Source organism: Alteromonas sp. KUL106 (assembly GCF_009811415.1).
Lineage (GTDB): Bacteria > Pseudomonadota > Gammaproteobacteria > Enterobacterales > Alteromonadaceae > Alteromonas.
In genome coordinates this window covers 73,555-100,042 of the sequence record NZ_BLIG01000007.1, presented here as the reverse complement: position 1 = coordinate 100,042, position 26,488 = coordinate 73,555, and the positions used below count along the sequence as shown (strand labels likewise).

At 44.8% G+C, this 26,488-nt stretch carries 15 protein-coding genes and 1 other RNA gene; 6 read left to right on the top strand and 10 right to left on the bottom strand.

Going from position 1 to position 26,488, the window contains the following annotated elements; all coding sequences use genetic code 11:
* Window positions 1-657 precede the first annotated feature (657 nt).
* The gene (locus GVO63_RS03245; RefSeq protein ID WP_159578103.1) at window positions 658-1,545 is read left to right on the top strand and encodes a hypothetical protein; all 888 of its coding nucleotides are present in this window, start codon (window positions 658-660) and stop codon (window positions 1,543-1,545) included.
* Between the two features lie 627 nt (window positions 1,546-2,172).
* Here GVO63_RS03245 and GVO63_RS03240 read toward each other — a convergent pair.
* The 8 genes from GVO63_RS03240 to GVO63_RS03205 form a co-directional block, all read right to left on the bottom strand.
* Entirely contained in the window at window positions 2,173-2,604 is a 432-nt protein-coding gene (locus GVO63_RS03240; protein ID WP_236552045.1) for a group 1 truncated hemoglobin, read from the bottom strand.
* Between the two features lie 18 nt (window positions 2,605-2,622).
* On the bottom strand, window positions 2,623-3,570 hold the full coding sequence (locus GVO63_RS03235) for a DUF3034 family protein (RefSeq protein WP_201281871.1): 948 nt from the start codon (window positions 3,568-3,570) through the stop codon (window positions 2,623-2,625).
* 155 nt (window positions 3,571-3,725) lie between these two features.
* Entirely contained in the window at window positions 3,726-5,624 is a 1,899-nt protein-coding gene (locus GVO63_RS03230) for a bifunctional diguanylate cyclase/phosphodiesterase (protein WP_201284697.1), read from the bottom strand.
* 510 nt (window positions 5,625-6,134) lie between these two features.
* On the bottom strand, window positions 6,135-7,055 hold the full coding sequence (locus tag GVO63_RS03225) for an alpha-E domain-containing protein (protein WP_159490514.1): 921 nt from the start codon (window positions 7,053-7,055) through the stop codon (window positions 6,135-6,137).
* Between the two features lie 12 nt (window positions 7,056-7,067).
* A complete protein-coding gene (locus tag GVO63_RS03220) occupies window positions 7,068-8,543 on the bottom strand; it encodes a circularly permuted type 2 ATP-grasp protein (RefSeq protein WP_159578101.1) in 1,476 nt (491 codons plus the stop codon).
* A gap of 13 nt (window positions 8,544-8,556) precedes the next feature.
* Complete coding sequence (locus tag GVO63_RS03215; RefSeq protein WP_159490518.1) at window positions 8,557-9,432, bottom strand: transglutaminase family protein; 876 nt, start codon at window positions 9,430-9,432, stop codon at window positions 8,557-8,559.
* Window positions 9,429-12,002 (bottom strand): circularly permuted type 2 ATP-grasp protein, encoded by a 2,574-nt coding sequence (locus GVO63_RS03210; RefSeq protein WP_159578100.1) that lies wholly within the window; start codon window positions 12,000-12,002, stop codon window positions 9,429-9,431. Before GVO63_RS03210 ends, GVO63_RS03215 begins: the two co-directional genes overlap by 4 nt.
* A gap of 20 nt (window positions 12,003-12,022) precedes the next feature.
* Window positions 12,023-15,322, bottom strand: coding sequence for a DUF2126 domain-containing protein (locus tag GVO63_RS03205; protein ID WP_159578099.1), 3,300 nt, complete (start codon window positions 15,320-15,322; stop codon window positions 12,023-12,025).
* A 235-nt stretch (window positions 15,323-15,557) separates the two neighbouring features.
* Here GVO63_RS03205 and GVO63_RS03200 point away from each other — a divergent pair, with 235 nt between their 5' ends.
* The 5 genes from GVO63_RS03200 (at window position 15,558) to GVO63_RS03180 (ending at window position 22,225) form a co-directional block, all read left to right on the top strand.
* Window positions 15,558-15,923, top strand: a complete 366-nt coding sequence (locus GVO63_RS03200) for a hypothetical protein (protein ID WP_236552044.1) — start codon at window positions 15,558-15,560, stop codon at window positions 15,921-15,923.
* 82 nt (window positions 15,924-16,005) lie between these two features.
* On the top strand, window positions 16,006-18,603 hold the full coding sequence (gene secD / locus GVO63_RS03195) for a protein translocase subunit SecD (RefSeq protein ID WP_159578098.1): 2,598 nt from the start codon (window positions 16,006-16,008) through the stop codon (window positions 18,601-18,603).
* A gap of 158 nt (window positions 18,604-18,761) precedes the next feature.
* Window positions 18,762-20,219 (top strand): potassium/proton antiporter, encoded by a 1,458-nt coding sequence (locus tag GVO63_RS03190; RefSeq protein WP_159578107.1) that lies wholly within the window; start codon window positions 18,762-18,764, stop codon window positions 20,217-20,219.
* 43 nt (window positions 20,220-20,262) lie between these two features.
* Window positions 20,263-20,613: RNase P RNA component class A (rnpB, locus tag GVO63_RS03185), an RNA gene on the top strand.
* A gap of 661 nt (window positions 20,614-21,274) precedes the next feature.
* Window positions 21,275-22,225, top strand: coding sequence for a DMT family transporter (locus GVO63_RS03180; protein WP_159578097.1), 951 nt, complete (start codon window positions 21,275-21,277; stop codon window positions 22,223-22,225).
* Between the two features lie 95 nt (window positions 22,226-22,320).
* On the opposite strand, the gene GVO63_RS03175 is transcribed toward GVO63_RS03180, so the two are convergent.
* Together GVO63_RS03175 and GVO63_RS03170 are read right to left on the bottom strand one after the other, a co-directional pair.
* The gene (locus tag GVO63_RS03175) at window positions 22,321-25,200 is read right to left on the bottom strand and encodes an ATP-binding protein (RefSeq protein WP_159578096.1); all 2,880 of its coding nucleotides are present in this window, start codon (window positions 25,198-25,200) and stop codon (window positions 22,321-22,323) included.
* Entirely contained in the window at window positions 25,200-26,375 is a 1,176-nt protein-coding gene (locus GVO63_RS03170) for an ABC transporter substrate-binding protein (protein ID WP_159578095.1), read from the bottom strand. The genes GVO63_RS03175 and GVO63_RS03170 overlap by 1 nt, the downstream gene beginning before the upstream one ends.
* Between the last annotated feature and the right edge of the window lie 113 nt (window positions 26,376-26,488).

The window sequence follows — 26,488 nt, the reverse complement described above, 5'->3', positions numbered from 1 at the left end:
CCACTTATTTAAATTATTGAATTTAAGATAAAACAACCCTGTGCGAAATGCCAGATGTTAACGACATTGCTGGATAAAAGAGCGAGTTTAGAAAGCTGGTGATGTTGAATATTTGCGTTGCGATATTGATGAAAAGCGCGTTGCTAAAGCCGTTGAAACTATCAAAAAAGCAAGCTGTAAAGACAACCTAGCGAAACAACCTTGATGCTGTAATGTCACATCCGAATCACCATTTATTGCTGTGAGTAAATGACGCCTAACGCCCCGCTTAGGGGCAATAACACGTGGGCTAAAATTGGAGCGAAGCGACTGAGCCCACGTGTTATTGTCTCAGGGAGCTTGCGAACCTCCTAATTGATGCGTTTTATATATTTTCACTCATCGTATATTGAATATCATCATGAGGTGGAACGAACTGGAGTAATAAGCTATTTCATGATGAGAGTACTGGCACACCAATCACAGTTTTCCTGTACTAATCTCCCATCTACAGGTAAAGATGACGACTAATATATTACGTAAAACCAAAATAATTCCTCCGTTTAACTTTAACACGCTAGCCCACTCTGAAAGCCACCTGTAACATAGGGTAATGTGTAGAGCTAATTTGTCTTATATCACGTCAATTTATGCGAACAAGCATCTAAAGGAATAGCTATGGCAGCCAAATCAACTATCACTCATCAATATGATTTACAAATGACAGTCATAGACATCGTGGCATTGCCTGAAGAACGCTGCGTGGCCTTGAGTTGGAGCCAAGATAGTGGGTATCAATTTATTGCGTTGCAAGAAGGTAACTTTGTTCCTCTTTCCTACACGATATCGTATGACTTAGAAGAACTCTCATGTGCTGCCTTGTTTAAAACTACATCTGGATTCGGCTGTGTATTCCCCGATAGTGTTGTTACCTATACGCTCTCAGATAGTCACTTTCAAACATATCCTTTCGCCGAACCGTTTCCAATGGATGCTGCAAACCGTTCAACGTCACCGGTAAAGGCTCACATGGATGAACACACTGGTACAATCCACGTAATTTTCGAAGATTTCTTTTATAAAAGACGAGGACGGTTTATTTCAAAAATAAGTTTAAATAACAACCTTGCTCATTATTCACCATTGTATGCTTTTCCGTTCAACACAGCTTGGTATCACGAATGTAGTGACATCTGTTTTGATAAAAGGCCTCTTGTGCTCGCCATTAATTGCCCATCACTATGGCACAAAAGAGAGCCGTGCCCTTCGCGATCAACGCACCTAACGGTGATCAATGATGATGGTATCTCTAACGTGACTTCGACTGAACACGGCCATGGGAGCTTTTCTTCAGATAAACAACACCTGATGGTTAAAACAATCTTCAGTCCCTATAGCATTCATTTTTATTCTCTATCGGGTGATAAAGCATTTGTTCTAAACTTAACACCCAAGCGGGTACTGGGAAACATTGATAAGAAGTGGTTGACACTCTTCGATAAATTTAACGACACTTTATGGCTTGCTCGCGATTATGATGTAACTCAGGTAAAGCTCTTGCGATAAACGCCTTACAATGCTTCGAACATAACTCTGCCAACTTCATTACACCGCTACGTTGGACTCAAATTAAGTAAAAATATGGGCAGTCCGTAAAAGGAAAGCTTTTATCGGACGAGTAAAAGTGAGTTTTTGTGGCTATCTCGACAGACTCCATTGCCCCTGACGCGGTTATCTAACTGAGTTATGTCAGACGTCCGCTTTACGCTCATAGCTGTCGCTTAATTACTAGCTTGGGGAAGGCAGCTACTGACAAAATTTCGACTATGAGATTGATTTTTGTTAAACATCTTTATTAAAAATAAGGTTCCACCCACTTATTGATTTTATTGGGCAGTATTAAACAACTTATTTACTGCAAACACTAATTCAAAGACGCAATATAGACGATTAAAACCCTCGATAGTTCGAGGGTTTTTTATATCACATAGATAAGGAGTTCGTTTAACGCCAACTTGCCAGACCTTCCCGTAGGGCGAGTTTAAAGTGTCCGTACTCTTTGTTGTGCCACCTCGATGTAAAACCACTATACCTGCGGTAACACGCCGCGATTACGAACATTTTAACTCTCGCTGAGTGGGTAATTATCTATGCGGACTGGTATATTGAGTGTTTAGTCAAAGGCGTTTATTTTCAGAGATATATGGTTTCGTACTTTATTGGCGCTAACTTATTTAAAATACGATTTTCTTGTTGATAAGTAAGGCCGACGTCACGCATTGCCCCCTGCACATATTCCACCAATATGTAGAACTCTCGTTCTTTTATACCTAGCCCCGTATGAGACTCTACCATGCTTTTTCCATCGTACTCACAGGGGCCACCAATAAGTTCGCACGTTTGCGTAACAAGCCGGTCACGCAAATGCTTTTTAGGTACTCCCTTAAAGTAATGGCCAATTACGGGGTCGGTGTAAATACGGGTAATAGCAACGCCATAAATAGTATTCAATGTTTGGTGACCGCCAATTTCTTCATAAAGACTTTGTTGGGGGGTGCTTGTACAGCCTATTACGAAAATCGCTATCAATGCGGCTGTGATTGCGCGAATAAACAATGCCATCATCATATGCTCCTAGCCCTATTAAAAGTTACCACTCACCGTTAAATAAAAACCTGAAGAGCCTTCTTGCAAGGGTAAATTACCCAAATCAACGTAGGCGGCAGTGATCGATATCGATTTATTTGGAAAGTAAGCGATGAAGGCGTCTACTACGGTGTCTTCTTCAGCCAATCCGCCCAGTCGGTTGGTTTGCGTTCTGAACTCTGTACCTATTGCGGTAGTAGGGCTGATTAAAACCGCTAATGAGCCTTCCCACTCAAGCTTTGCACTATCATCGCCTTCTGAACCAAAACCAAGTAAACCAAACACATTGGCTCTCGTGTACCTTGCGGTTAAATTGGCAAGTAAGTTATACCCCGATGGGTAGCCCAACCACAGCTTAGTCGCAGATAAGTAAATATCAGTACCGCTGTCGTTTTTTGCGCCTAATAGAAGAGGAACGCCGATGCCAGGAAGCGGTACAGAGCCATCGGGAAGCGACAGAGAGCTATCAAAGTCTCTATTTTTTTTGTACTGGGCACCGATGGCAAGTTGGGGGAGCCAATCGTTTTGGGTAAAAACACCATCACCAAAAATTTTAACTTTTGCGCCAATGATGTCTTGCTCGATAGTTGCGCTGTTAGCATTCGTAATAGCGCCATCGGTGAGCAAGGCGAATACATTGCTTGTTAGCCCTGATGATATATCTAAACGTTGTCGTTGAAAGCTCAGTTCAACACGGTCAAATAGGCTTATTCCTAAACCTGCCGTTTTCAATGTGTAATCGTTCAAGCTTAAGTATTGAACGTTTGCTGAATAACTGATTTCTTCCTTACTGGTGTAGCCACCGATAAATGCCCATGGCGTAATTCCTCCACCAGCCGTGCCTTCAAAGCCAGTAATTCCCCCTGAGGCAATCAAGCGCGAACCGCTGTCAGCAAAAACGTGTGATGAAATAAGTAATAAGGAAAACAAGAAAATCTTTTTCACAAGGGCGGGTCCTTTTATGCGCTCGCTGCGATGTGTTATTGGTTATTGCAGGGCATAGCAACTTTGTGCTGCGGCAAACGTGCGGCTTAACATTAGCGAAATGAGTTGTGTGGTGACTCCTTCAATACACTCAATATACCATGGCAAACGTTTACCTACTTATGTAATTTTTTTAAGAAATCGTTCCAGGTAAGCGGTTTAGATAAATAGTAACCTTGTGCCCAATCACATCCATTTTCTTTCAAGTAATCCAGTTGTTCTTGCGTTTCAACACCTTCAGCAATAACGCGCAGACCGTATAATTTAGCCAAGTTTTGAATAACCATGACCATTTTGTTTCTGGCCTCTCTTTCTGAGAATAAATCACTTACGAATGAACGGTCTATTTTGAGACAGTCTGCAGGGTAATGAATTAATTGACTAAACGCCGTGTAGCCCGTACCAAAATCATCCAGTGCTAACGATACACCCAGAGCCTCTAATGCTTCCAACGTGGCGATACACGTTGTATCACCGGCGACAAATGCAGTTTCCGTTACTTCAAGCTCTATGTATTCAGGGTCGACCTTGTAGGCTTCGAGTAGCGCTTTAACTTGGGACGGGAACAGTTCATTGTGTAGCTCGACCCCGGAAATGTTAATGCAAATTTTTCCCTGAAAACTGTGTTCTGATTGTAAGTTAACCAATGCTTTTAAAGCATTGTTGATGACCCACAGGTCAATATCTTTGATGAGCCCTGTAGCTTCAGCAACGGGAATAAAGCGGTCAGGGCCTATACCCTGAAGTTCGGGCGTGTGACATCTCAACAGTGCTTCAACCGCTACAATATTGCTATTCTTGCAGTCAAAAATTGGCATAAAAGCTAAGGAAAAATGCTCCTCACTTAACGCAAGCTTTAGGCCCTGTTCTATTTGTTGGCGTTCTCGTAGGCTGTCTGCAATATCTTGAGTAAAAAACCTAAAGCAATTCTTTCCGCTGCGTTTAGCGTTGTACATTGCGGCATCTGCATGATTAATCAGCTCCGAAGGTTCAATCGCATCGTCTGGATAAACCGCAATACCAATACTCGCGTAGGTCATATGCTTAATGCCGTCGACTTCAAAGCCGCCGTTAAATACATCTAAAATGCGTGAAGCGACCGTGGCGGCATTCAAAGGCTCTTTAATATCAGGCAGCAATACCACGAACTCATCCCCCGCTAGCCTCGCTAGACTCTCTGTGCTGCTTTTAAAGAGTTGATCGGTGGGACGTATTGCCTCCCATAGACGTTCACTAAACTTAAGCAATAAACGGTCTCCCGCCTCATGTCCGTATTGGTCATTTACTTGCTTGAAGTTATCTAGGTCGATGTACAGTAAACCTATACGATGCTTGTCTTTTTCAGCTCTGCTCAACATTCGATTCAGGTTTGTTTTAAAGCTCCAGCGATTTGGCAGGCCTGTCAATGTATCGTAATAAGCCATTTGACGGATATCATCGTCGTGAAGCTGCATAATGGTTTGATACGACCGTTCTTCCGATCGTAACGCAGCAAGACATATCGCGTTAAGGGCGATTGTGGTGAGCACAAAACGGAGAGATTCAACAAGCGTATAGCTCGTCATTAATACGGCTGACAAAGGCGTAAATAACAGCAAAATACTGGTCACGCTGAAAATACAAAACACGACCACGGCAGGCCAAAAGCGATTAATAAAAAGATTTATCGCAGCAATGGGGTAAATCCATAGCATGCCCGTATTATCTTTACCGCCGGTGATAAGAAGACTCATTGTTAAAACAAACAAAATAGCGCTAAGAATAATAGCGGCTCGCTCCACATTATTAGAGCGCTTGAGAACATAAAGATTGATTACACCAATGACGGCATTGATAAGCAGCACGCTGCCCAGCAAAATTGACCCATCATATAAACTAAAAATGCCTAACGCACATAGAAAAATGACGCCGATAATGGTGAGGACATGACATAAGGTATAGCGTCTGCTTTGACGGACTGCCATCATTTCTTGCTGCCCAGCAGTAGTTTGGCGAGGCTGAGTTGTTTCTGTCAAAGTCATTCCCGTTTTCGCAGTAAGAAAAATTGCTGAAACCTTTATTTTAAGTCATATAAAAGACTGATTCATCGAATAAAAAAGTGACATGTTGTTACGCTTTATTATGAATAAACTAACCAGCAATCGTTCTAATACTCATCATCGACAACGACGTGAACCAGATTAAACAAATAGAAGGGTTATGGTTGGAAAAGTTGTTCTAACCCTCACTAACGGTTTAATAAATATCAACGTGATGTTCGAAGAATAAAGGGTAACACATTGCATTATAAAAGATTTATACAAACGTTATACGGTCAAAAAGTATAATGCAAAGTTTTTTGCAAGCCGGTTTACTGAATGAGGGGGTTATAGCGGCCTTGCCATTCCTTCCTCAATATTTGGGTTTTAATTGTATGAAGCCCGCGAAAAAGCGGGCTTTACTCTATTACTTAGATTGCTGAACCGGTTTTAATTTACTTAGCAAACTCACCCCTTATTTATACGGCATGCTTCAAGAGGGACAGACTAATGTAAAAAATATTGTTCTGATAACTGGTGATGAATATCAGCAAAATCGATCTGCAACTCGTCAATATAATTATGAAGTGCTCGCCCTCTAAGCGTCGCAACAGATTGTTTCTCTAAATCTTCAATACTGTGGTCGATATGTTCAATGATTGCTTTACTGTCCGGTAAGTTTAAAAATAAGCTTTTCAGCTTGTTCAAACAAAACATGACGCTACGAGGGAATTCTTTACTGTGCAACATAAAGAGTAGTACATCGCCAGGTCGTATACGCACGCCCATTTTTTGTCGATACATTTGATATCCACTTAATGAACGCAGAACACTCATCCATAGAATATTTTCAAAAGGTAAGTCGCTCATGTCCTCTGTGAGTGTGGCAGAACGTACGTCAATAATTCTTGATGTCATATCTGCGCGTTCTAAGGCAGCGCCAAATCGCCAGAAGAAATAGCCTTCATCATGACTCATACTTGCATCCATAGTACCGTAGATGAGCAAGCACTGGTTGATGACCTGTTTTAAGCTCGAAAATCGCTCTCGTTTGTTAAGAAAACTGCTGCTATTTTCTTTTACCGATAAGTGCAATGCATTTAGCGTTTCCCAAATTTCACGTGGAATAACGTCTCTAATGGTACGAGCATTGTCTCTAGCGAACTGAAGCGAACTAAGGATGGATGACGGGTTTTTGCTATCCACCGTTAAAAATTTAAGAACATTTCTCTCGCTAAAATCTGTATACACAGACTCAAAGCCTTCTCGATTGCCGGTAATATCTAATAGCGGCTCCCAACCAGGTGAAAAACCTTTAGGCAAATCCATCAGCAAAAGATTATTTACATTGATGAGGCGTGCAAGGTTTTCCGCGCGCTCCACATATCTAGCTGTCCAATAAAGCGTTTCTGCAACTCTTGATAGCATAACAATCTCTCCTTAATCCACGATCCAAGTATCTTTACTTCCACCACCTTGTGATGAATTAACCACGAGAGAACCTTTTACCAGGGCTACCCGTGTCAGTCCGCCGGTCGTGACGTAGGTGCTGGTTCCAGAGGAGAGAACAAAAGGGCGTAAATCTACGTGGCGCCCTTCAATGATTCCACCGTCAAGAGTGGGAACCGTTGATAGATTTAGCGTAGGTTGTGCAATCCAGTTTCGAGGGTCGGCTTTTATCTGAGCGAGAGTTTCTTGCTGTTGTTTCTTTGTAGACTTCGGACCTATCAGTAAGCCGTAACCCCCTGATTCATTCGCGGGCTTAATGACTAACTTGTCTATATTAGCCTCTACATATTCCAAATCTTCAGGTTCGTAGCATCGGTAGGTTTTTACGTTGGGAAGTATGATGTCTTCATCCAAATAATAGCGGATGAAATCAGGCACATAGGTATACACAACTTTATCATCTGCGACCCCAGCACCAGGCGCGTTAACTAAGGTGACATTACCTTTACTCCACGCACGCATAATTCCGGGAACACCTAACATTGATGTTGGATCGAATACGTCTGGGTCTATAAACATGTCATCAATACGCCGATAAATAACATCAACACGGCGCAACCCCTTGATGGTTTTCATGTAGACACAATCGTCTTTCTCTACCGTTAAGTCGCTGCCTTCTACTAACTCGCACCCCATTTCTTGCGCAAGGTAGCAGTGCTCGAAATAGGCTGAGTTGTATATCCCCGGCGTTAACACCACGACTTCAGGTTTTTCATCCTGCTGAGGAGACAAGCTAGAAAGCATATCGAATAATTGCGAGGGATAATCGTTAACCGGCAGAATATCCATCTTTTCGAACATATCGGGAAAAACACGCTTGAGCACAGAGCGATTTTCTAACATGTAAGACACGCCAGAAGGTACGCGAAGATTGTCTTCGAGCACGTAAATAGTGCCATCTCTGTCTCTTACGAGGTCAGAACCGCAAATGTGGGCCCATATGCCGTTAGGCGGCGAAATGCCGATACACTGTTTACGGAAATTAACCGACTTGTCGATTAAGGCCTTTGGAAAAACGCCATCCTTGATAATATTTTGATCGTGGTAGAGATCGTCAATAAACATATTGAGCGCTTTGACTCTTTGCTTGAGTCCTTTCTCGACACGCTGCCATTCCTTATTAGAAATAATGCGAGGAATAATATCAATGGGCCATGCTCTGTCTATAGAACTCCCCTCGCCATAGACGGTAAAGGTTATTCCCATCTCTTTAACTACCAACTCGGCGGCGTTCTGTGCGTTTTTAAGTTCTTCTTCAGACAGTTGTGATAAATAATCTATCAAAGGCGCCCCGTGCGGGCGTGCCACCCCATTCTCATCAATCAGTTCGTCATAAAATTCGGAAAAATTGCAGTGCTTTAAATCTACCGCATTTGAAAATGACTGACTTTGCTTTTGGTTACTCAAACTACACTCCTTATTATCCCCGATTCATATCCACTGAAACATCTAAAACCTGATTTCCTCCACCAAACATAATGCCTTTAAGTGGAGTGATATCCGCAAAATCTCGTCCAACAGCTAACGTAACGTGCTGGTCATAGGGTTTCAAATTGTTGGTTGGGTCATAGTCAATCCAACCAGAGCCTGGCACGAACAGCGCAACCCAAGCGTGGGTGGCGTCAGCACCAGTAAGTTTTTCCTGTCCCGGCGGTGGGATGGTTTCGATATACCCACTTACATAGCGAGCCGCGAGCCCGATACTGCGTAAGCATGTCAGTGTAAGGTGTGCATAGTCCTGACAGACACCTCGTTTATGCTCAAATACGTGGCTGACAGGTGTATTAACTGTGGAAAATGACGGGTCGAAAGTGAAGTCGTTAAAAATCCGATCCATCAACTCGTCGCAAGCTTCCACAATAGGACGATTGGGCTTAAATGAGGCAAGCGTGTATTCGTGAATCGCCTTATTTGCTTGGGTTAGACGCGTTGGAATACTGAAGTATTGCGCAGTTAACATCGACTTGTCGGTCGGGTAGCGAATCTGATCCCGAACGCTTTCCCATTGTGTATTGTGGGCAAACAATCCCTGTAAGGGGGCGCCCTGAATCTCTACTTCACTACTAGCAATCACCTGCATTTCTTCATGCAAGGTAGGAATTTCAAACACAGTCACCGTGTTATTAAAATAATCTTTAAACTCAGACTGATAGTCTGGCTTTGGAATAATCGTAACACTGGCGCTAATTCGCTTTTGATTGAGGGTATTAAGAGGGATAAGTCGAGCATGATTTTGGGTCAAGCTGACTTTATCCGAATACCTGTAAGTCGTAATATGCTGAATTTTGTATTTCATTTACCTTCCTCATCTTGATGATGGTCGCTGGAAGGTTCAGCGGCTGAGTCGGTGCGTGAAGCAGTAGGGCTTTCTATAATTTGAGGTGTGGGTGTTCCAATACCAGACCAATGTAACTGAGACGCTGGTTTAGTGTGGCTAAAGTATTGCGTCTGCATCATTTCGCTAAACTTCTGAAGATGTGACGTCACGCTGTCCAACAATGACGCTAACCCGGATGAAGCATCGGCATTCGTCATGGTGAGTGTATATCTGTCCGCTAAGGCAAAGCTTGCTTTGAGCTGCAATAAAATTTTCTCTGTAGTGCTGAGGAACCCAGGCTTGGCTTTCACAGGAAGACTGTTACATAGTTCAGTAATCTTCTGTATCTGATGGGCCAGTGAACGGGGGTATTCGGCGTCTAGTAAAAGAAGTTCTAAGCCAGTCTCTATACTCTGAAATGCGCGATACCGCCTTCTATGGGTAATCGCGCTAACTTGTGCTACCAACACAATGTCTAATACATTTTGTTGTTCGGCTTCTGGAAAAGGAGACTGCAATAGATTTCGAATCATAGAAACGAGTTGATTACTGCGCTCTAAACGCTTCCCAATCTCTATCATAAAGGCGCCGTTGCTTTTAGATAAACTGTCTTGAATAGAACCATTGAAGGCCATGATGAGCCCAATTAGTCTATCCAGAATCGTTTGCAATCGGTGAGTGGGAGTTTGCTCGTTTATTAAGGTAAAGTTGTAGATCTCTTCTTCTAAATTTTCGATGATACGCAGGCTATCATAAGAAAGTAGCTCTCTTACCTGAAGGGCACTCTGCACAACCATGGTAATGCTACTAAAGAGCCCACCGACGAATTGATTGCTGTTAATTAAGGAGACAACCAGCTCTTTAAATCCTCCTCCAGGGTTTGCTAAGTCTGAGGGAACGGAAAATTGGTACGGGTAGATGAGTGCTTGATTTTCAATCCCCATTTTAAAACGAAGCAGGGCGTTCCTGTGCGCTTCATCTGGATAGATAGCCAGTTCGGTAAACTTGTCGATAAATACCCTGACTAAGCGGATAACGTTCTCGCTACGTTCGACCGCGCAGCCCAACCAAAACAAGTTCTCGGCCGTTCTACTAGGTAGCAACCCTTCAACGAGAGCTAAGTCGGCGTTTGACTGCAAAGACTTAGGAATCGACGGTGCTTGGCCTTGAGGGGGGCCAATGGTCTCCACCCATGTGTCTTTTATGTCCATTTTACCATCGGCGCGCACTGCGCGAGGAGTGAAACACATTGCAGAAGGCAATATGAATACCTGGCCTTGTGAAAGAAGGGCGTAACACCGCATAATGACAGGCTTACTCACTACCCCCGATTCGTGCCAAAAAGGCGCCTGCGAAAGTATTAACTTTTTACGCCAGTAGAGGTCTTCAGGTGGTAATTGGTTGATTAACTTAGCAATCGCGGCCCTGTCTTTCTCGCCATCGAATTTCAACGCTGGGTCGATATAACTTCGCAGTTCGAAGCCTGCCCAATTTTGCTCTTCTAAAGCGTCAATGGGAAACGTTTCCTGTTGGCGCAATAAAAGAGATTCATTTATTAAATGCTTGGCGGCAAGAGGTAAATTATTGTGAATAGCCGGTATTTGTATCGCGCCATTGCCTAAAGGGTTCAGCAAAACCACGTTTTGTGACCGAACTGCATGAATAAGCCCCGGTATTCCAAATGCTGAATAATCAACTTGTTCTAGCGAGTCTAGGTACCTATCTTCAATCCAGCGTAAAATCACATCGACTTTGCGCAAACCATCAAGTGCTTTAAGCCAAACTTGGCCTTTTCTTACCGTTAAATCTGCACTGCGGACAAGGGTATAGCCCATATATGTCGCGAGGTAGGCTTGCTCAGAATAATACTGATCATCTGGGCCTCGACACAAAATAACAATGCGCGGATCGGTTAATGCGGCAGTTTCTTGAGAAATTGCCCGTTGGAGTTGTTCGAAGAAGCCTGCGATGCGCAGCACGCCACATTCAGTAAACTCTTCACTCATGACCCTTCTTGCGACAATACGGTTTTCGAGTAAGAGTCCAAGACCTCGAGGAAACTGGCAGTGATCATGAAGTACGAAATACTCACCATTAGCATCTTGTCCAATATCAAAAGCATTTAAAAAGACCCCCTGATTTTGTGAGGGAACTTGATGCGTGTCTGCAAGATAAAACGGGTGTCGCATTAGGTGTTTAGTTGCGAAAATGCCGTGAGTCAGTGTGCTTTGGTCGCCATTAAGGTCGATTAATACTTTGTTTAAAAGCAACATCCGCTGTTCAATTCCACGGCTTATCACCTCCCAATCTTGACTTGAAACCATCATGGGTAAGGGGTCGAGTTGCCAGTTTTGTTGCTCGTCAATATCTGCAAAGCCACTGTTTCGCATAAGTCTGCGGATTTCGTTTGCCCTGAAGGAGACTTCCTCACTGTTGAGGCCAGATAAACGAGAGAATAAGGTGTTGATAAGACGCTTATTCTCATCGGGAAGCGTGCTAGAAGTGGTATAGCTGTTTAGCCATTCTGGCATGGTGAAATCTTCACTCATAAACTTAATAATCACCTAAACTATAGAGTAGGAGGTCGACGCAAATCCAGTGTATTCGGATACTCTTCATTCTCAGTTTCTTCCAAAGGCAGATCAAAGTCACTCTGACCTTCATGATTGACAACATGCTGGGTCGCTAAGTGAGGCGACCACTCCGGTAACGCGCTTGATTTGAATGAAGGTGTATGACCGTGCTCCCAGAAGCGCGCAATACGTCTTCCTTCAGCTTCAAATGCGTTAACGGGCACCGTCGAAAAGTTGCGGCCACCAGGATGGCTAACGTGATAGGTAAAGCCGCCTAATGAACGGCCAGACCATGTGTCGTATACGTCAAACACTAATGGCGCGTGTACACCAATGGTCGGGTGCAGAGCGGATGCAGGATGCCACGCTCTGAAACGAACTCCCGCGACATGCTCACCCCGAATATTCGTCTCTTTCAATGGCAGTCTGCGCCCGTTACAAGAAACAATATATCGGTCGGTATGCATATTCGATACGGTAAGCTGAACCCGCTCTAGAGAACTGTCAACATAGCGGGCAGTGCCGCTGCCGGTTGCTTCTTCGCCCAGCACGTGCCAAGGTTCAATAGCACTGAATAAATCCAGTTTGATTTGGCCCACTTCGCGGCTTCCGCAGCGAGGGAAACGAAATTCAAAAAACGGTTCAAACCACTCTAACTTAATTGGAAAGTTAGCCGCGTTTAAGTCACTACACACTTCTGCAATATCTTGTCTAACGTAATGAGGTAGCATGAACCGGTCATGCAACTCAGTCCCCCATCTTACTAGTTTCTTTTTGTAGGGCTGCTTCCAAAACCAAACAAGAAGCGTACGCAGCAGTAGCATTTGCATTAAACTCATTCGCGCGTGGGGTGGCATTTCGAAGCCGCGAAATTCAACAATACCCAAACGGCCGGTAGGGGAGTCGGGGTTAAATAGCTTATCGATACAAAATTCTGCTCTGTGGGTATTTCCCGTCAAATCAGTAAGTAAATGCCTTAGCAAACGGTCTACGAGCCATGGCGCTGGTACTTCGCCGTCTGGAATTTGAGAAAACGCAATTTCAAGCTCATACAGGGTCTCATCGCGCGCTTCATCTACACGCGGGGCTTGACTGGTTGGGCCTATAAATAAACTTGAGAATAGATACGACAGCCCTGGATGGTGCTGCCAATAGGTAATAAAGCTTCGAAGTATGTCGGGCCGCTTTAAAAACGGGCTTTCAAGGGGGGTGGGACCGCCCATTGTTACATGATTGCCCCCGCCGGTGCCTGCATGACGACCGTCGAGCATAAACTTCTCTGTACCAAGCCGACAAGTTTTGGCCATTTCATACAGCGCGTGAGTGTTGCTAACGAGGGTTTTCCAGTTTGTTGCCGGATGGACATTAACCTCAATGACACCTGGGTCAGGTGTGACAGCAAATTTTTCTACACGACTGTCGTAAGGCGGCGTATAGCCCTCTAATACAACGGGAGTTTGTAATTTTTCAGCAACGACTTCTACAGCATTTAGGAGTAAAGCGTAATGTTCAAAATGACTGGCAGGTGGCATAAAAATACAAAGTTGACCATCGCGAACTTCAATACAAAGTGCCGTTAATACTGACTCTTGACCTATGTAACCGCGTTGTTTTTTTAATGACGTCAATGAATCCGTCATATCAGCAGGGTCCCGCTCGTATATCTGTTTTGGCTTACCGAGACTATTTAATGGCAAGCGGTATCCCATTGGTGAGTCGCCGGGAAGCAGAAAGCAATGCCCGCGTTTGAATGACCAAAGGTTGCTTTGCCATCCTTCAAAAACGGTGTCGTAGGTGAGAGGGAGCACGAAACCCACTGGCTTATCTAAGCCTCGTTCCAGTTTGGCTAAAAAGCCTTTGCGAGTCATTGCATCAAGGAGTTCTGGTGCATCGGGTGACGGCTCTTTGGGTAAATTCCCTTCTTGCCACAAGTGATAGAGCACATCTTCATAGGCAGTAACAACAACAGATTCATTAAGTCCTAGCGCTACAGAAAGGTGGTTCGCAAAAGCCTCAGCGTCGGGCGTTGCATTGGAAGAGCGCTTAATTTTGTCGGCAAGCAGCGCCTCATTTGACCAAATAGGCGTGCCGTCTTTTCGCCAATAGCTTGCATATTGCCAGCGGGGCAACGGCTCTCCAGGATACCATTTACCCTGGCCATAATGCCTGAACCCACCTTGACTGAAAGCGTCCACCATTTTCATAAACAAAGTATGCGCGAGTTCCCGCTTTTCTTTTCCGTCAGCAGCGGTGTTCCACTGCTCACTCTCCATATCGTCAATGGAAATAAAGGTTGGTTCGCCGCCCATGGTGAGCGTGATCCCTGCTTCATTAAGCTGCTGGTCAATGACTGTGCCTAATCTATCAATAGCCGACCATTGTGCATCACTGTAGGGTTTTGTTACCCGAGGCGGTTCGTTAAGACGTTGTACACTATTATAAAAGCTGAACGTAGATTCACATTTGTCGATGGCCCCTGTGACCGGCGCTGCCGATGTTGGCTCAGGAGTGCAGGCTAAAGGAATGTGCCCCTCGCCTGCGAATAAGCCAGAGGTCGGGTCAAGTCCAATCCATCCTGCCCCCGGAACGTAAACTTCACACCATGCATGCAGGTCGGTAAAATCCTTCTCTGGTCCACTTGGGCCGTCTAGAGATTTTTCATCTGGGGCTAGCTGAACCAGATAACCAGATACAAAGCGCGAAGCAAGCCCTAGGTGTCTAAACATTTGTACCGACAACCATGCAGAGTCTCGGCATGACCCTCCTTTTTTCTCTAGGGTTTCATCGATACTTTGTACGCCTGGCTCCATGCGAACACCATATTCGATAAGTTCGTATACCGCCCGATTAACAGCAACTAAAAAGTCGACCGTTGCAACGGGTTCGTCTGGAACTTGCTCATTAATTAACGTGGAAAAAACGTCAGATGCTGTTTCTTTCTCGAGATAAGGCGCAAGGTCTCGGGCAAGTCGTGTCTCATATTTAAATGGATAGGTTTCTGCATATGATTCTAAAAAGAAATCAAATGGATTAATCACCGTAAGTTCAGCGACCAAGTCGACAGTAAACGAGAATTTTTTTGTTTTTTCGGGAAAGACGACGCGGGCTAGGTAATTGCCAAAAGGATCCTGTTGCCAGTTTATAAAGTGATCTTCAGGAAAAACTTTTAAAGAATAGCTCTTTATTGGCGTTCGACTATGTGGGGCGGGCCGAAGGCGGAAGGTGTGTGGCGACATACTGATACTTCTATCATAGTGGTATTCAGTATGGTGTGTTATCCCTACAGTAATCGTCATGCTTTGGCTCCATTGCCAATTAATGTTTACAGCATAAAAAATCACCTTATATCCAAGTGACTAAACTTACAAGAAGAAGCGTTTAAGAGAAGTGTAAATCCCAAAAATTAGGCACTTAAACAATAATCTTATTACTCGCAGCATTGATTAACGTATATTCAACCCTCATATCACTGCGTTAGCACAGTGTGTGATGCAACACACGACTTTACTAATATAAAAGTACTTCACTACATTGAGAGCATCTGATTTTCGCCATGGGTTTTCTTCCTACATGCCGCTTTTCTTGGCATGGGTACTTTCGTGCCTCATTCTCAGTGCGAGCTTTCAAACTGGTCAAATTAATGAAGACATTGAGGTAAGTCAGCAGTCACCCCTCGCCCAATTTAACTATGCGGGCAAGAGCTACTCGTTGCGGTTTACAGGGACAAAATTAGAAAACAGTGACGAGCAAAGCGATGGGCCTGAGGCCGTTATTGAACCAGGTTTGGGGATCATTGTACTCACCATCAAGCTGTGTTTGTGCATTACATACGTTGCCATCCGTACTCGTCCACTTTACCGGCAACCCTCTCGCGGCCCACCTCTCTTCCTGAGCTAGTTCTCTTCTTTCCTTAATGCGCCAGCACGTTTGTGTTGTAGCACATTAGGGCGTTTAAAAATTAATGATTCAGGATTTTAAAATGGCACGATTTTCATTTCGTGGCTTTGTGTATGTGCTCATCGTTATGCTCGGTTTACTGAGCGCTGCGCCCAACTTACTGCCACAATCTATAAAACAGCAATTACCCGCGTGGTACACCACTTCCACGCTATCTTTAGGCTTAGATTTACAAGGAGGGTCACATCTGCTTCTAGCTGCAGACACCAATGCCTTGTTTGAAAAGCAACTCAACAGTTTCTCAAGTGATTTGTTTAGCGAGTTGCGCAATCAAAACATACGCTATACAAAAACGTCTCATTCACTTTCCCATAAGACTGGAAGTGAGAGTCGTGGTCGCGTTGTTTTTGCTTTGCATAGTGCGGATGATGCAAGAACCGTAAAAGATATAGCGTATCAAGTGTCTGCTCAGCCAAACGGGTCAAGCGCACTTAATGTCTCGATAAAGCAGAACACCGTCACTCTTACCCTTAACACCCTGTATACCGAGCAATTAGTAAAAGACACGTTAAGCCGTAGTGTAGAAGTAGTGCGAAAGCGTTTGAACGAAACCGGTCTTACTGAGCCCAGCGTGACCTTACAGGGTAAAGATGCCATTTTAGTGCAGATGCCGGGCATGTCTGACCCCACCCAAGTTAAAAAATTACTGGGCACTACCGCACAGATGACCTTTCACTGGGCCGCGAACAGCCAGTCTGAGCAGGTAATGAATAAGCAAGATGCGGCGGGGAATACCTATCGCTTAGAGCAAAAAGTGGCGCTAGAAGGTGAGCACATTACTGACGCGGCAGGTGTCTTAAGCAGTGAAAATGGCCAGCCAGTAGTGACGTTTCGGTTAGACAGTGCAGGTGCCAAGCAGTTTGCCACTATGACACGTGACAATATCGGCCGTGTGCTTGCTATCGTCCTTGACGACAACGTGGTGACAGCCCCCGTTATTAATAGCGTTATCCCAGGAGGTCGCGGTGAAATAACCGGTAACTTTACGCTGCCCGAGGCGGGTAATACCGCACTTATGCTTCGAACCGGTGCACTACCTGTGCCACTTACCATTATAGAAGAGCGTACGGTGGGGCCTGATTTAGGCAGCGATGCAATTCAAACTGGTGTGAAAAGTGGCGTTGCAGGTGCGTTACTGGTATTGGCATTTATGGTGGCGATATACGGTAGGTGGGGCGCTATCGCAAGTTTTGCTTTGTGTATCAACATGGCGCTGGTATTTGGCGCATTAACCCTGTTTGGCGCCACACTGACGTTACCGGGCATTGCTGGCTTGATTTTGACCATGGGCATGGCGGTAGACGCAAACATTTTGATTAATGAACGTATTCGCGAAGAAAGCAAAAAAGGGCGTCCGGCGGCCAGTGCAATAGAAGTGGGCTTCAATAAAGCGTTCGCAACTATTGTCGATTCAAATTTCACCACGCTGATAGCGGTCAGTTTGTTGTTTATGTTCGGAAGCGGACCCATTAAAGGGTTTGCCATCACTATTGCCCTTGGCCTTGTGTCTTCGGTTTTTACTGCGGTGGCGCTCACTAAGATGTTGATGATGAACGTCGTCAAGTCTAAGCATATGCGAGATCGCACGAAGCAGCGCTTGCCTTTACGTTTCACCTCACCACTTCTACGTTTAAGTGATACCCTTAGCGGCATTAACTTTCTGGCCAAGCGGAATATTGCCCTCACTATCTCGGTGGTGCTTACGGTGCTTTCAATGGGCTTGTTTGCCAAACCCGGGTTGCACTATGGCGTCGACTTTACCGGCGGCACTATGATTGAACTGACCGCGCCAAGCCTTTCTACTGATGAACTGCGGGATGCCATTCAAAGCAGTGGTTTTGATCACATTGCAATTCAGGAATACGGCAGTGAGCACCACTATTTATTACGTGCGCCCGTGCTTGAAAAAACCGTAGATACTGCAAAGGAAAGCCATATAAGTCGTAGTGATAACAGCACAAATCTAACGCACACTGATGCGCTAAAACGTGCGATTTCGTTGGCAGACAGTAATGTAAGCTTTGATAAAGTTGATATGGTTGGGCCTAAAGTCAGCGGCGGGTTCGCTGAGTTATCGATTTTGGCGCTACTGATAGCGGGTGGAGGCATGCTGGTTTACCTATGGGCGCGCTTTGAAGCGCACTTTGCAACGGCTGCGCTTCTCACTGTGCTGCTCGACTTAACCAAAACCATAGGCTTTTTCGCGCTAACGGGCATCGAGTTTAATCTAACGGCTGTGGCGGCATTGTTAGCATTGATTGGTTACTCTATAAACGACAAGGTGGTGGTGCTTGATCGCATCCGCGAACTATTGCGATTAGATCCAAATAAGCCATTAGCGGATACCATTAATGAAGCCGTTAACAGTACGTTAAGCCGCACGGTCTTTACTTCCGTGACCACACTGCTAGCGCTGTTGCCCATGGCTATTTTCGGTGGCGATGCAGTAAAGAGCTTTGCTGTTCCCATGGTCTTTGCTGTCGTAATTGGCACGTCATCAACCTTGTTCATCACCTCTACCTTGCTGTATTTATTAGGCAAAAGACGAGAAAGGCAGGGTAAAGCGCAGTTGAAACCTACGGCAGAAGAGATCAAGGCCTCGTTGTCGCACATTCCCTAGGCGGCCGAGTCCTTGATTTTTAATGTGCTACAGCGCATGTGTATCTCAATACATTCGTCAAAAAGCGCGGTAGGGTAGCAGTATTAACAGGACCCCCTGATGTGGGCGCGCATGTGCGCCCTTGACGAGTGCGCATCATGGGTAATAAGGAGCGTATGATGTTTGCGGTTGATCACATTATTTTACTCAGTGCAGTGCTGGCCATTCTAGGTGTGCTGGCCAGCAAATTGTCTCCGCGCTTTGGCGTACCTGTGTTGGTTTTATTCCTTGGTGTGGGTATGTTGGCTGGCGAAGACGGTATTGGCCGAATTTTCTTTGACAATGCCGACGCTGCGCACGCCATTGGCACGTTTGCCTTAATTCTTATTCTATTCGACGGCGGCTTACAAACGTCTAAAAAGTCCATACTGCAAGCGTGGAAGCCGGCTGCTTTGCTCGCGACCATTGGCGTAGTGGGCACGGCAGTGCTTACTGGTGTCGCGGCTATGGTTATTCTCGATTTACCGCTCTATAAAGGCTTATTGCTTGGCGCGATTGTGGGGTCAACGGACGCCGCTGCGGTATTTTCTGTACTGCGTAACGCAGGCATACGTATTCCCTCAAAAATCAAATCTACCCTGGAGCTGGAAAGTGCATCGAACGATCCCATGGCTATATTTCTGACCATAGGGCTTATCACACTTATTCAAGACAGCAGTACCAGACCTGTAGATTTGCTATCTCTGTTCGCCAGTCAAATGGGAGTGGGAACGGCAGTGGGCGTTACCATAGGTGGGATAGCGGTTTGGTTATTCAGGCGTGTTTCCTTGATGGCAATTGGTCTTTATCCCGTTTTTGTGATGTTGTTTGGCGTATTGTCTTTTGGTCTTGCAGCGAATTTAAATGGCAGCGGGTTTTTGGCCACGTTTATTACGGGCGTTATAGTTGGAAACAGCCGTTTCGCGTATCAGCGTAATACGTTTGTGTTCCTAGACGGTTTGGCATGGCTGGGGCAAATCGCCATGTTTGTAATTCTGGGTTTACTGGTAACGCCTACTGAGCTATTTGTAAGCTGGAAAGAAGGGCTTTTAATTGCGTTTGTGCTTATTTTTATCGCACGCCCGCTGGTGGTAATGCCTATTTTGCTCCTTTCAAAGTTTTCTTTTAAAGCGTCTTTGCTTATTTCATGGGTAGGCTTGCGTGGCTCTGTCCCCATTATAATGGCTATATTCCCTCTAATATTTGGGATGCCGTATGCCGAGCTTATTTTTAACGTGGTGTTCTTCATCGTCTTAATTTCTGCGTTATTGCAAGGTTCAACGCTGCCCTATGCCGCCCGCAAATTAGGTTTGGTGCTAGAAGATGAAGTTAAAGCATCCAATACGCTTGAAATTGTAAAGGTGGCAAAAAGCAAACGTGAACTCATAGAAATTGAGGTATCTAAGCACTCACCCGCTCTTAACAAGACTATTAGCGAGCTAGGTTTACCAGAAAATACGGTGGTGGCGATGATTGCGAGGGGGGAGCAAACACTTATCCCCAAAGGCAGTACAAAGCTTGAAGTGAGGGACCAAATCTTCATCATCACCCAGATGCTCGACAAAAATGCGGTAGAGCAGTGCTTTTATAGTGAGTAGGAATAGGGTGCTATTGCTAGGCAGTTCATGTAGAATGCGCCGCGGAGTTGGCCAGGCAATCGCCGCTTTCGTAAGAAAGGGGAGGAAAGTCCGGGCTCCAAAGGGCAGGGTGCCAGATAACGTCTGGGCGGCGCGAGCCGACGACAAGTGCAGCAGAGAGAAGACCGCCTAAGCATGTTTACATGCCGGTAAGGGTGAAAGGGTGCGGTAAGAGCGCACCGCACCTCTGGTAACAGAGTGTGGCAAGGTAAACTCCACCCGGAGCAAGACCAAATAGGATCCCTCAACGTGTGGCCCGCATGGGGATCGGGTAGGTTGCTTGAATCAGTGAGTGATTGCTGATCTAGAGGAATGATTGCCCACGACAGAACCCGGCTTACGGCCAACTCCACTCTTTTCCTTGTTTGCGCTTATCAAGCGCTTCTTAAAGTAGCTATAAGTAGCTATGGGTGAAACCTCAACCTTAAAGCATATTCCCTCAGGCAGGGATGATTTATCAGTCCGTTACTAAAAGAGATAGCGGAACGTTGTGCGTTGATTGAAATAGACATGTCTCCAATGGATTCTATGCGGTGCGGCGCCGTTACAGTGATCTGTTCAACGTTATCATCTGTTTGCCCTCAGTTCTGTGCCATTGCGTTGTCGCTGGCAACCCTATTATCGAAAAGCAAATCGTACTGCGTCCAAACGGTATATTTTTCTATTCAACATAACGCCATCCAGGTTGGTTCTTTTTTGCTATCAGGTAAGGACTCAATTTTTAAAAATATTTTTAATTTCAGTGTGTTGAAATAAATGTGTTTCAGCGAGGGTACTAGAGGCTGAGGTGGGTATCGCTTTTTTGCCGTGTGTTAATTTTGATTGTGTTTAAAGTGTGCGTCCAAAAGGTCAAAAAAAACGTCTAACAGGTTAAATACAAAATCAAAAATCTCAGTATGATTTCTGTGTAAACGCAACTACTTTGCGTGAAAATATCGCTTAGATAGAGGCTTAAGGTAGACATTCTATCAAACCGATGCTTTGCGGGAAGTTTTAACATACAAAAGGAAAACGCAGTGGATAAAACAGTGAAGACAACGAATGCTGTGAAAGGTAGTTTTGCCATTGTTATCGCCAGTTTTTTGTGGGGAACCACCGGCACTGCTGCTCAGTTTGCACCCGAAATCAGTCCCCTAGCCATTGGTGCATTTGCAATGGGTATAGGTGGCGTATTGCTTTGTCTTAGCGCCAGAACCTCACTTATAAACGATGCACGAGTTCTTTTTTCTCAACCGCTGATCTTTCTGTTTGGTAGTGCGTGTGTAGCCATCTATCCACTGAGCTTCTATAGTTCTATGCGATTGTCAGGCGTAGCCATTGGTACGGTGGTGTCTATTGCTAGTGCGCCTTTGTTTGCCGCACTGTTGGAATACTTTATCGGTAAAAGGGCAGTGTCGCTAAAGTGGTTTATAAGCTTTATTTTCGGCGCGATGGGCATCGGACTTTTGGCCGTCGGTAAGTCACAGGACACCCTTGCATTAGCGACGTCTCAAAATCAGCAAGTGCTCGGTGTTATATTAGGCCTAGTAGCAGGGTTAACCTACGCGGGATATTCTTGGGCTGCGAAACAACACATAAACGCTGGGGCAAATTCAAAATCCGCCATGGCCGGACTCTTTGGTTGTGCAGCAGTCGTCTTACTGCCATCCCTTTGGTTTACCGGCCATAACTTGTTTTCAAACACTATTCACACTAGCGTCTCACTCTACATGGCTACAGTGCCTATGTTTCTTGGCTATTTGTTGTTTGGCTATGGCCTTCGCAGCACTGAAGCTAGCAAAGCAACTCTGATTACGCTCATTGAGCCGCTGGTTGCAACGTTATTTGCTATCTTCTTAATTGGCGAAGTATTAAACCCGGTGGGGTGGATAGGTATGGTGCTCGTCTGCCTATGTCTTTTTATTCAATCGGTCAGACTTTCTTACGGCGTTAAAATACGCCATTGGAAATGGGCAAATCGATCTTAGCTGTTAGCGCCTTAAGCTATTATGCTTACGCTAATGCTTGTGCACGCAAAGCCAACGCAAAGTGAGTCTGCGTTTAGTTGTTCGTAGACACTGAATTAAAGCAATGGAGTCGCCGTGGTAATTTTCTCGACGGTTGCCCAGTATTCGACTTTTTCAATGAGATCCTCTGCGTCGAAAGGTTTACTCAAGTAGTCATCCATTCCGGCGCTAACACACCGTTCTTTATCGCCCTTCATCGCGTTGGCTGTTAAAGCGATTATTGGGACATCTGCGTATCGAGCGCCAGCCTCTCCCTCTCGAATCCGCTTGGTTGCCTCAAAGCCGTCCATCTCAGGCATTTGGCAATCCATTAAAATGACATCGAAGGTTACTTTCATTTTACGCAAGGCGTCTAACGCTTCACGTCCTGATTTAGCACTTAGCGTAGTGTGATGGCTCAAATGCTGCTTCACAATAATCTGGTTTATATCATTATCTTCAACGATAAGTACTTTGTATTTCTTTCCTTTTTCCTGCTTATGGGTTGCTGTGGAGTAAGATGTCGTAAGTAGATCTTCATCTGCTTTCTCAAGTTCCACAGAAAACGAAAATGTGCTGCCCTGTCCTTTGATACTGTCGAGTTTTATCTCACCTCCCATGAGCTCGCAAAGCTGTTTGCTGATAGAAAGACCGAGGCCAGTTCCGCCAAATTTCCTCGTTGTAGACAGATCCTCTTGCGTAAAAACGTCAAAGATTTTTTTCTGCTTATCTTGGGCAATACCAATACCCGTGTCTTTTACTCTACACAACAGGGTAAGGGTATCATCTGCATTTTGTTTAATACTCGTCGTTACTTCAATATAGCCCTCATCGGTAAATTTGACGGCGTTGCCGAGTAAGTTAGATAGGATTTGTCTAAAGCGCACATCATCGCCTCGAACAACGTGAAACCCTTGGAGGTCGAAGTGAAAATGAAGCTCTAAGCCTTTTTCTTGACACATTATGGCGTACTGGCGCTGCAAATTTTCGAGTGAATCAAGGATGTCGAAAGGGCTTTGTTCGATTTGCAGCTGGCCCGCTTCAATTTTAGAAAAATCCAGAATATCGTTTACGATATGAAGCAAGCCCTGAATACTGAATTTGGCGAGAGACAGATAATGTTTTTGTTCTTCGCTGAGTTCTGAACTTGCTAGCAATTGAAGAACACCAGAAATACCATGAATGGGAGTTCGGATTTCATGACTCATACTTGCAAGGAAACTCGACTTCAGACGTGCAGATTCCTCTGCTTTTTCTCTTGCTTCTTGAAGATAGGTTTCGGTTTGACGCTGTTGGGTCACGTCTTGCTGGAACCCAATATAGTGGGTGACTTCTCCGTTTATTTTGACCGGGGTCAGGTTCAAACGGTTAAAAAATGGCGTACCGTCTTTCTTAGCATTAATGAGGGTGGTTTCTATGGGTTCACGAGTAGCAATAGCGTGTCTAATGTTATTAAGCGCTTCTGAATCAGTCTCATTAGTTTGCAAGACGCGACAATTTTTTCCGATGATCTCGTCACGTGTGAAGCCCGTTAATGCTTCAAAGGCGTTATTAACATAAATGACGGGCTGTCCAATGCGTTTAATGTCGGAGATGATAATGGAAACGGTTGCCTCATCCATAGCATGCGTGAGTACTTTGACATGACTTTCAAGCGAGCGCTGTTCCGTTTCGTCACTACCAACATAGATATCACCTCGTATATTACCGTTGGCATCAGAAAGCGACGTTTTCGTCCATTGAATATAAAGCTCTTTCCCTTCCTTCATTGAAAAATGCCTTAGCTCATTGTTCTGTACCGAGGCCAGTTTCTGAGTGATCGATTTAAGAATACTTTTCTTATCGCCGTACTGGTTCTCGCAGAAATCGTCAAATCGTTTATTGGAAAGCAAAATATTTTTGTTTTGATCGACGACAACCAACATGTCGCCCATTGATTCTAAAACATTAGAAAACTGCTCGTTAGACAAAGAGACTTCGCTTAAATCCCATATCAGTTTGTCGAATGCTTCACGAATATCGGCAAGCTCCTTAGCTTCGATTTGCTTCGTGTCGATGAGCGGTTTTTTATCTTCACTATTCAGGGTATTTTTAATTCCTTGGTAGAGCTGCGAAAGCGTCCTTTCAGCCAATGCGCCGGTCTTGCTTACCATATGCAGGACGATGAATATAAAACCTACAATCATGGTAACTAAAACTATACCGGTCCACGCGACTTCTCTGTAAGCGGTGGTAGTGGGTTTAACGCTATAAAGATTTAAGTTTGTCCAACTCGCTTTTTTTATCGCATAACCTCTGGCATTAAAGTCAGAAAAGCGTGTCCCTGGTGCAATGAGTGTTGGCTCACTGCTAAATAACACATGACTGTCTTTATCGGTAACAAGCTGATTGGTCAAACGAGGATAGGGAGCCAAAAGTGATTGTAAGCTATCTACGTACATCACGAGTGCACCTTCAGCAACGCCTTGAAGCAAAACGGGGACGCTAATTAGCACGCCATATTTAGATACCGAAGAAAAGGTATTGGACGACCCTAACGTCTGCTGTCGCCATGCGTTGCTCAGCGATTCCGGCAATGCAGCCTGCCAGTTTTTGTCGATGATCCGGTTACCCGCAAAATCAAAAAGAGCAAACTCCACGCTCTCAGCTTGCGTCAAGTTTAAAGAGCGAAAGAACATTGGGAGATAATTATCTCGCTGTTCAAGGTCAACTAAAGCATTGATGATAATATCGTTAGCCGCTAGGTCAGCGAGCTGTCGAGTCGTATCATTAACGATGTAGTTAATGTCTTGCTCAAGACCATCCACAGATTGCTGTTGAAGATTGTCGGTCTGTTTGATGACAAAGTGAAAAGAGAGCCCGAATAAGGTTATCGACAGCACCGTTATTAACAATGCCAGTCGCGGGATCATGCTTGAGAGGAGAATCGAGCGTAACCTCGTGGGCTCATGTAGCATTATTGGCCTACCGTTACCAATTGGCCTTTCTTATTATACTCAGTCATAAAATAGTCCTTTGACCACAGTGCATCATGCCTGTCAGCAGTAAAGGGAATGTGGTAATCCTTTACTGCGCCTTGAATATTCTCTAGCGACTCTAAAGCGCTTCGCAACTTATCTGTTTCAATACTACCAGCTTTATCGGCAGCCGCAGCGATTAAATGAATCAAATCATAGGCATGAGCTAATCCAGTTACACCGCTTATAGCATGAATGTCTGTTAATCCGTATTTTTTATAGTAAGCGTCTAAAAGCTGTTTAGCTTTGCTATTTTTTTGTTGGCTGAAATGAAACGTTTGAAGTACTGAAATATCGTAGTCGCCAGTTGGGTTCGCTAGTGCTGAAATAAACTGCCCTGATGCGATACCCCAATGTGATATTACAGGTAGTGAGGCAATATTCTGTTTAAGCATTTCATCGACCACAACCACACCTTCAGGCACATTAGAGACTAAAATAATGCCTTCAGCATCCGCGCTTTTAATGGCAGTAATGTCTTCAGAAAAGTCTTTTTGCTGCCAGTTTATCCAATGGACTGAGGTAATTGAAACGCCGTTTGCACTTGCTGCATGCTGCAATGACTCAAGGTTTGAACGCCCCCATACAGTACGTTCTAGAACGAGCGCGACTTTGGATAGTCCTTTTTGCTTTGCGTGACCAATAAGAACAGAGGCCGCTTCGGCATCGCGAACGGATACGCGAAAAACATTATTGGGTTCGTGTCCATTATCCACAATCGAGGTACCCGCAGCCCATGGCACTAGCATAAGTATGTTCTCACGATGTATCACATCGATTTCAGCGAGGACCACCGGCGTATGAACGCCTCCAACAACAGCAAGTAAATTCGGCATCTCAGAAAATTGCTGAATGTTGAATACGCCACGAGAAGGGTTTCCTCTATGGTCCTTAGCAATTATTCTGACTTCCCGACCTAGAATGCCGCCAGAAGCATTGATTTCATCGATAGCTAGCTCAACACCTCGCGTGATGGCTATGCCCCCCTCAACCGCTACCGCAGACAAATCGGCATCAACACCTATTATTAGAGGTTCAGCTGCTTGCGTGGCGCGACACGCAATGAGCAAAGATGAAAGACAAAAGAATACCGATATAAGAAGTTTTGAACGCATAGATAGAATACTCAAATAATCACATACAAAAGTGTATAGCAATGCGTCCTTACTTTTTTCTTAATTGTATTGTTCTTTAGTATAAAAATGAGGCTGCACATCCGTAGCTTACG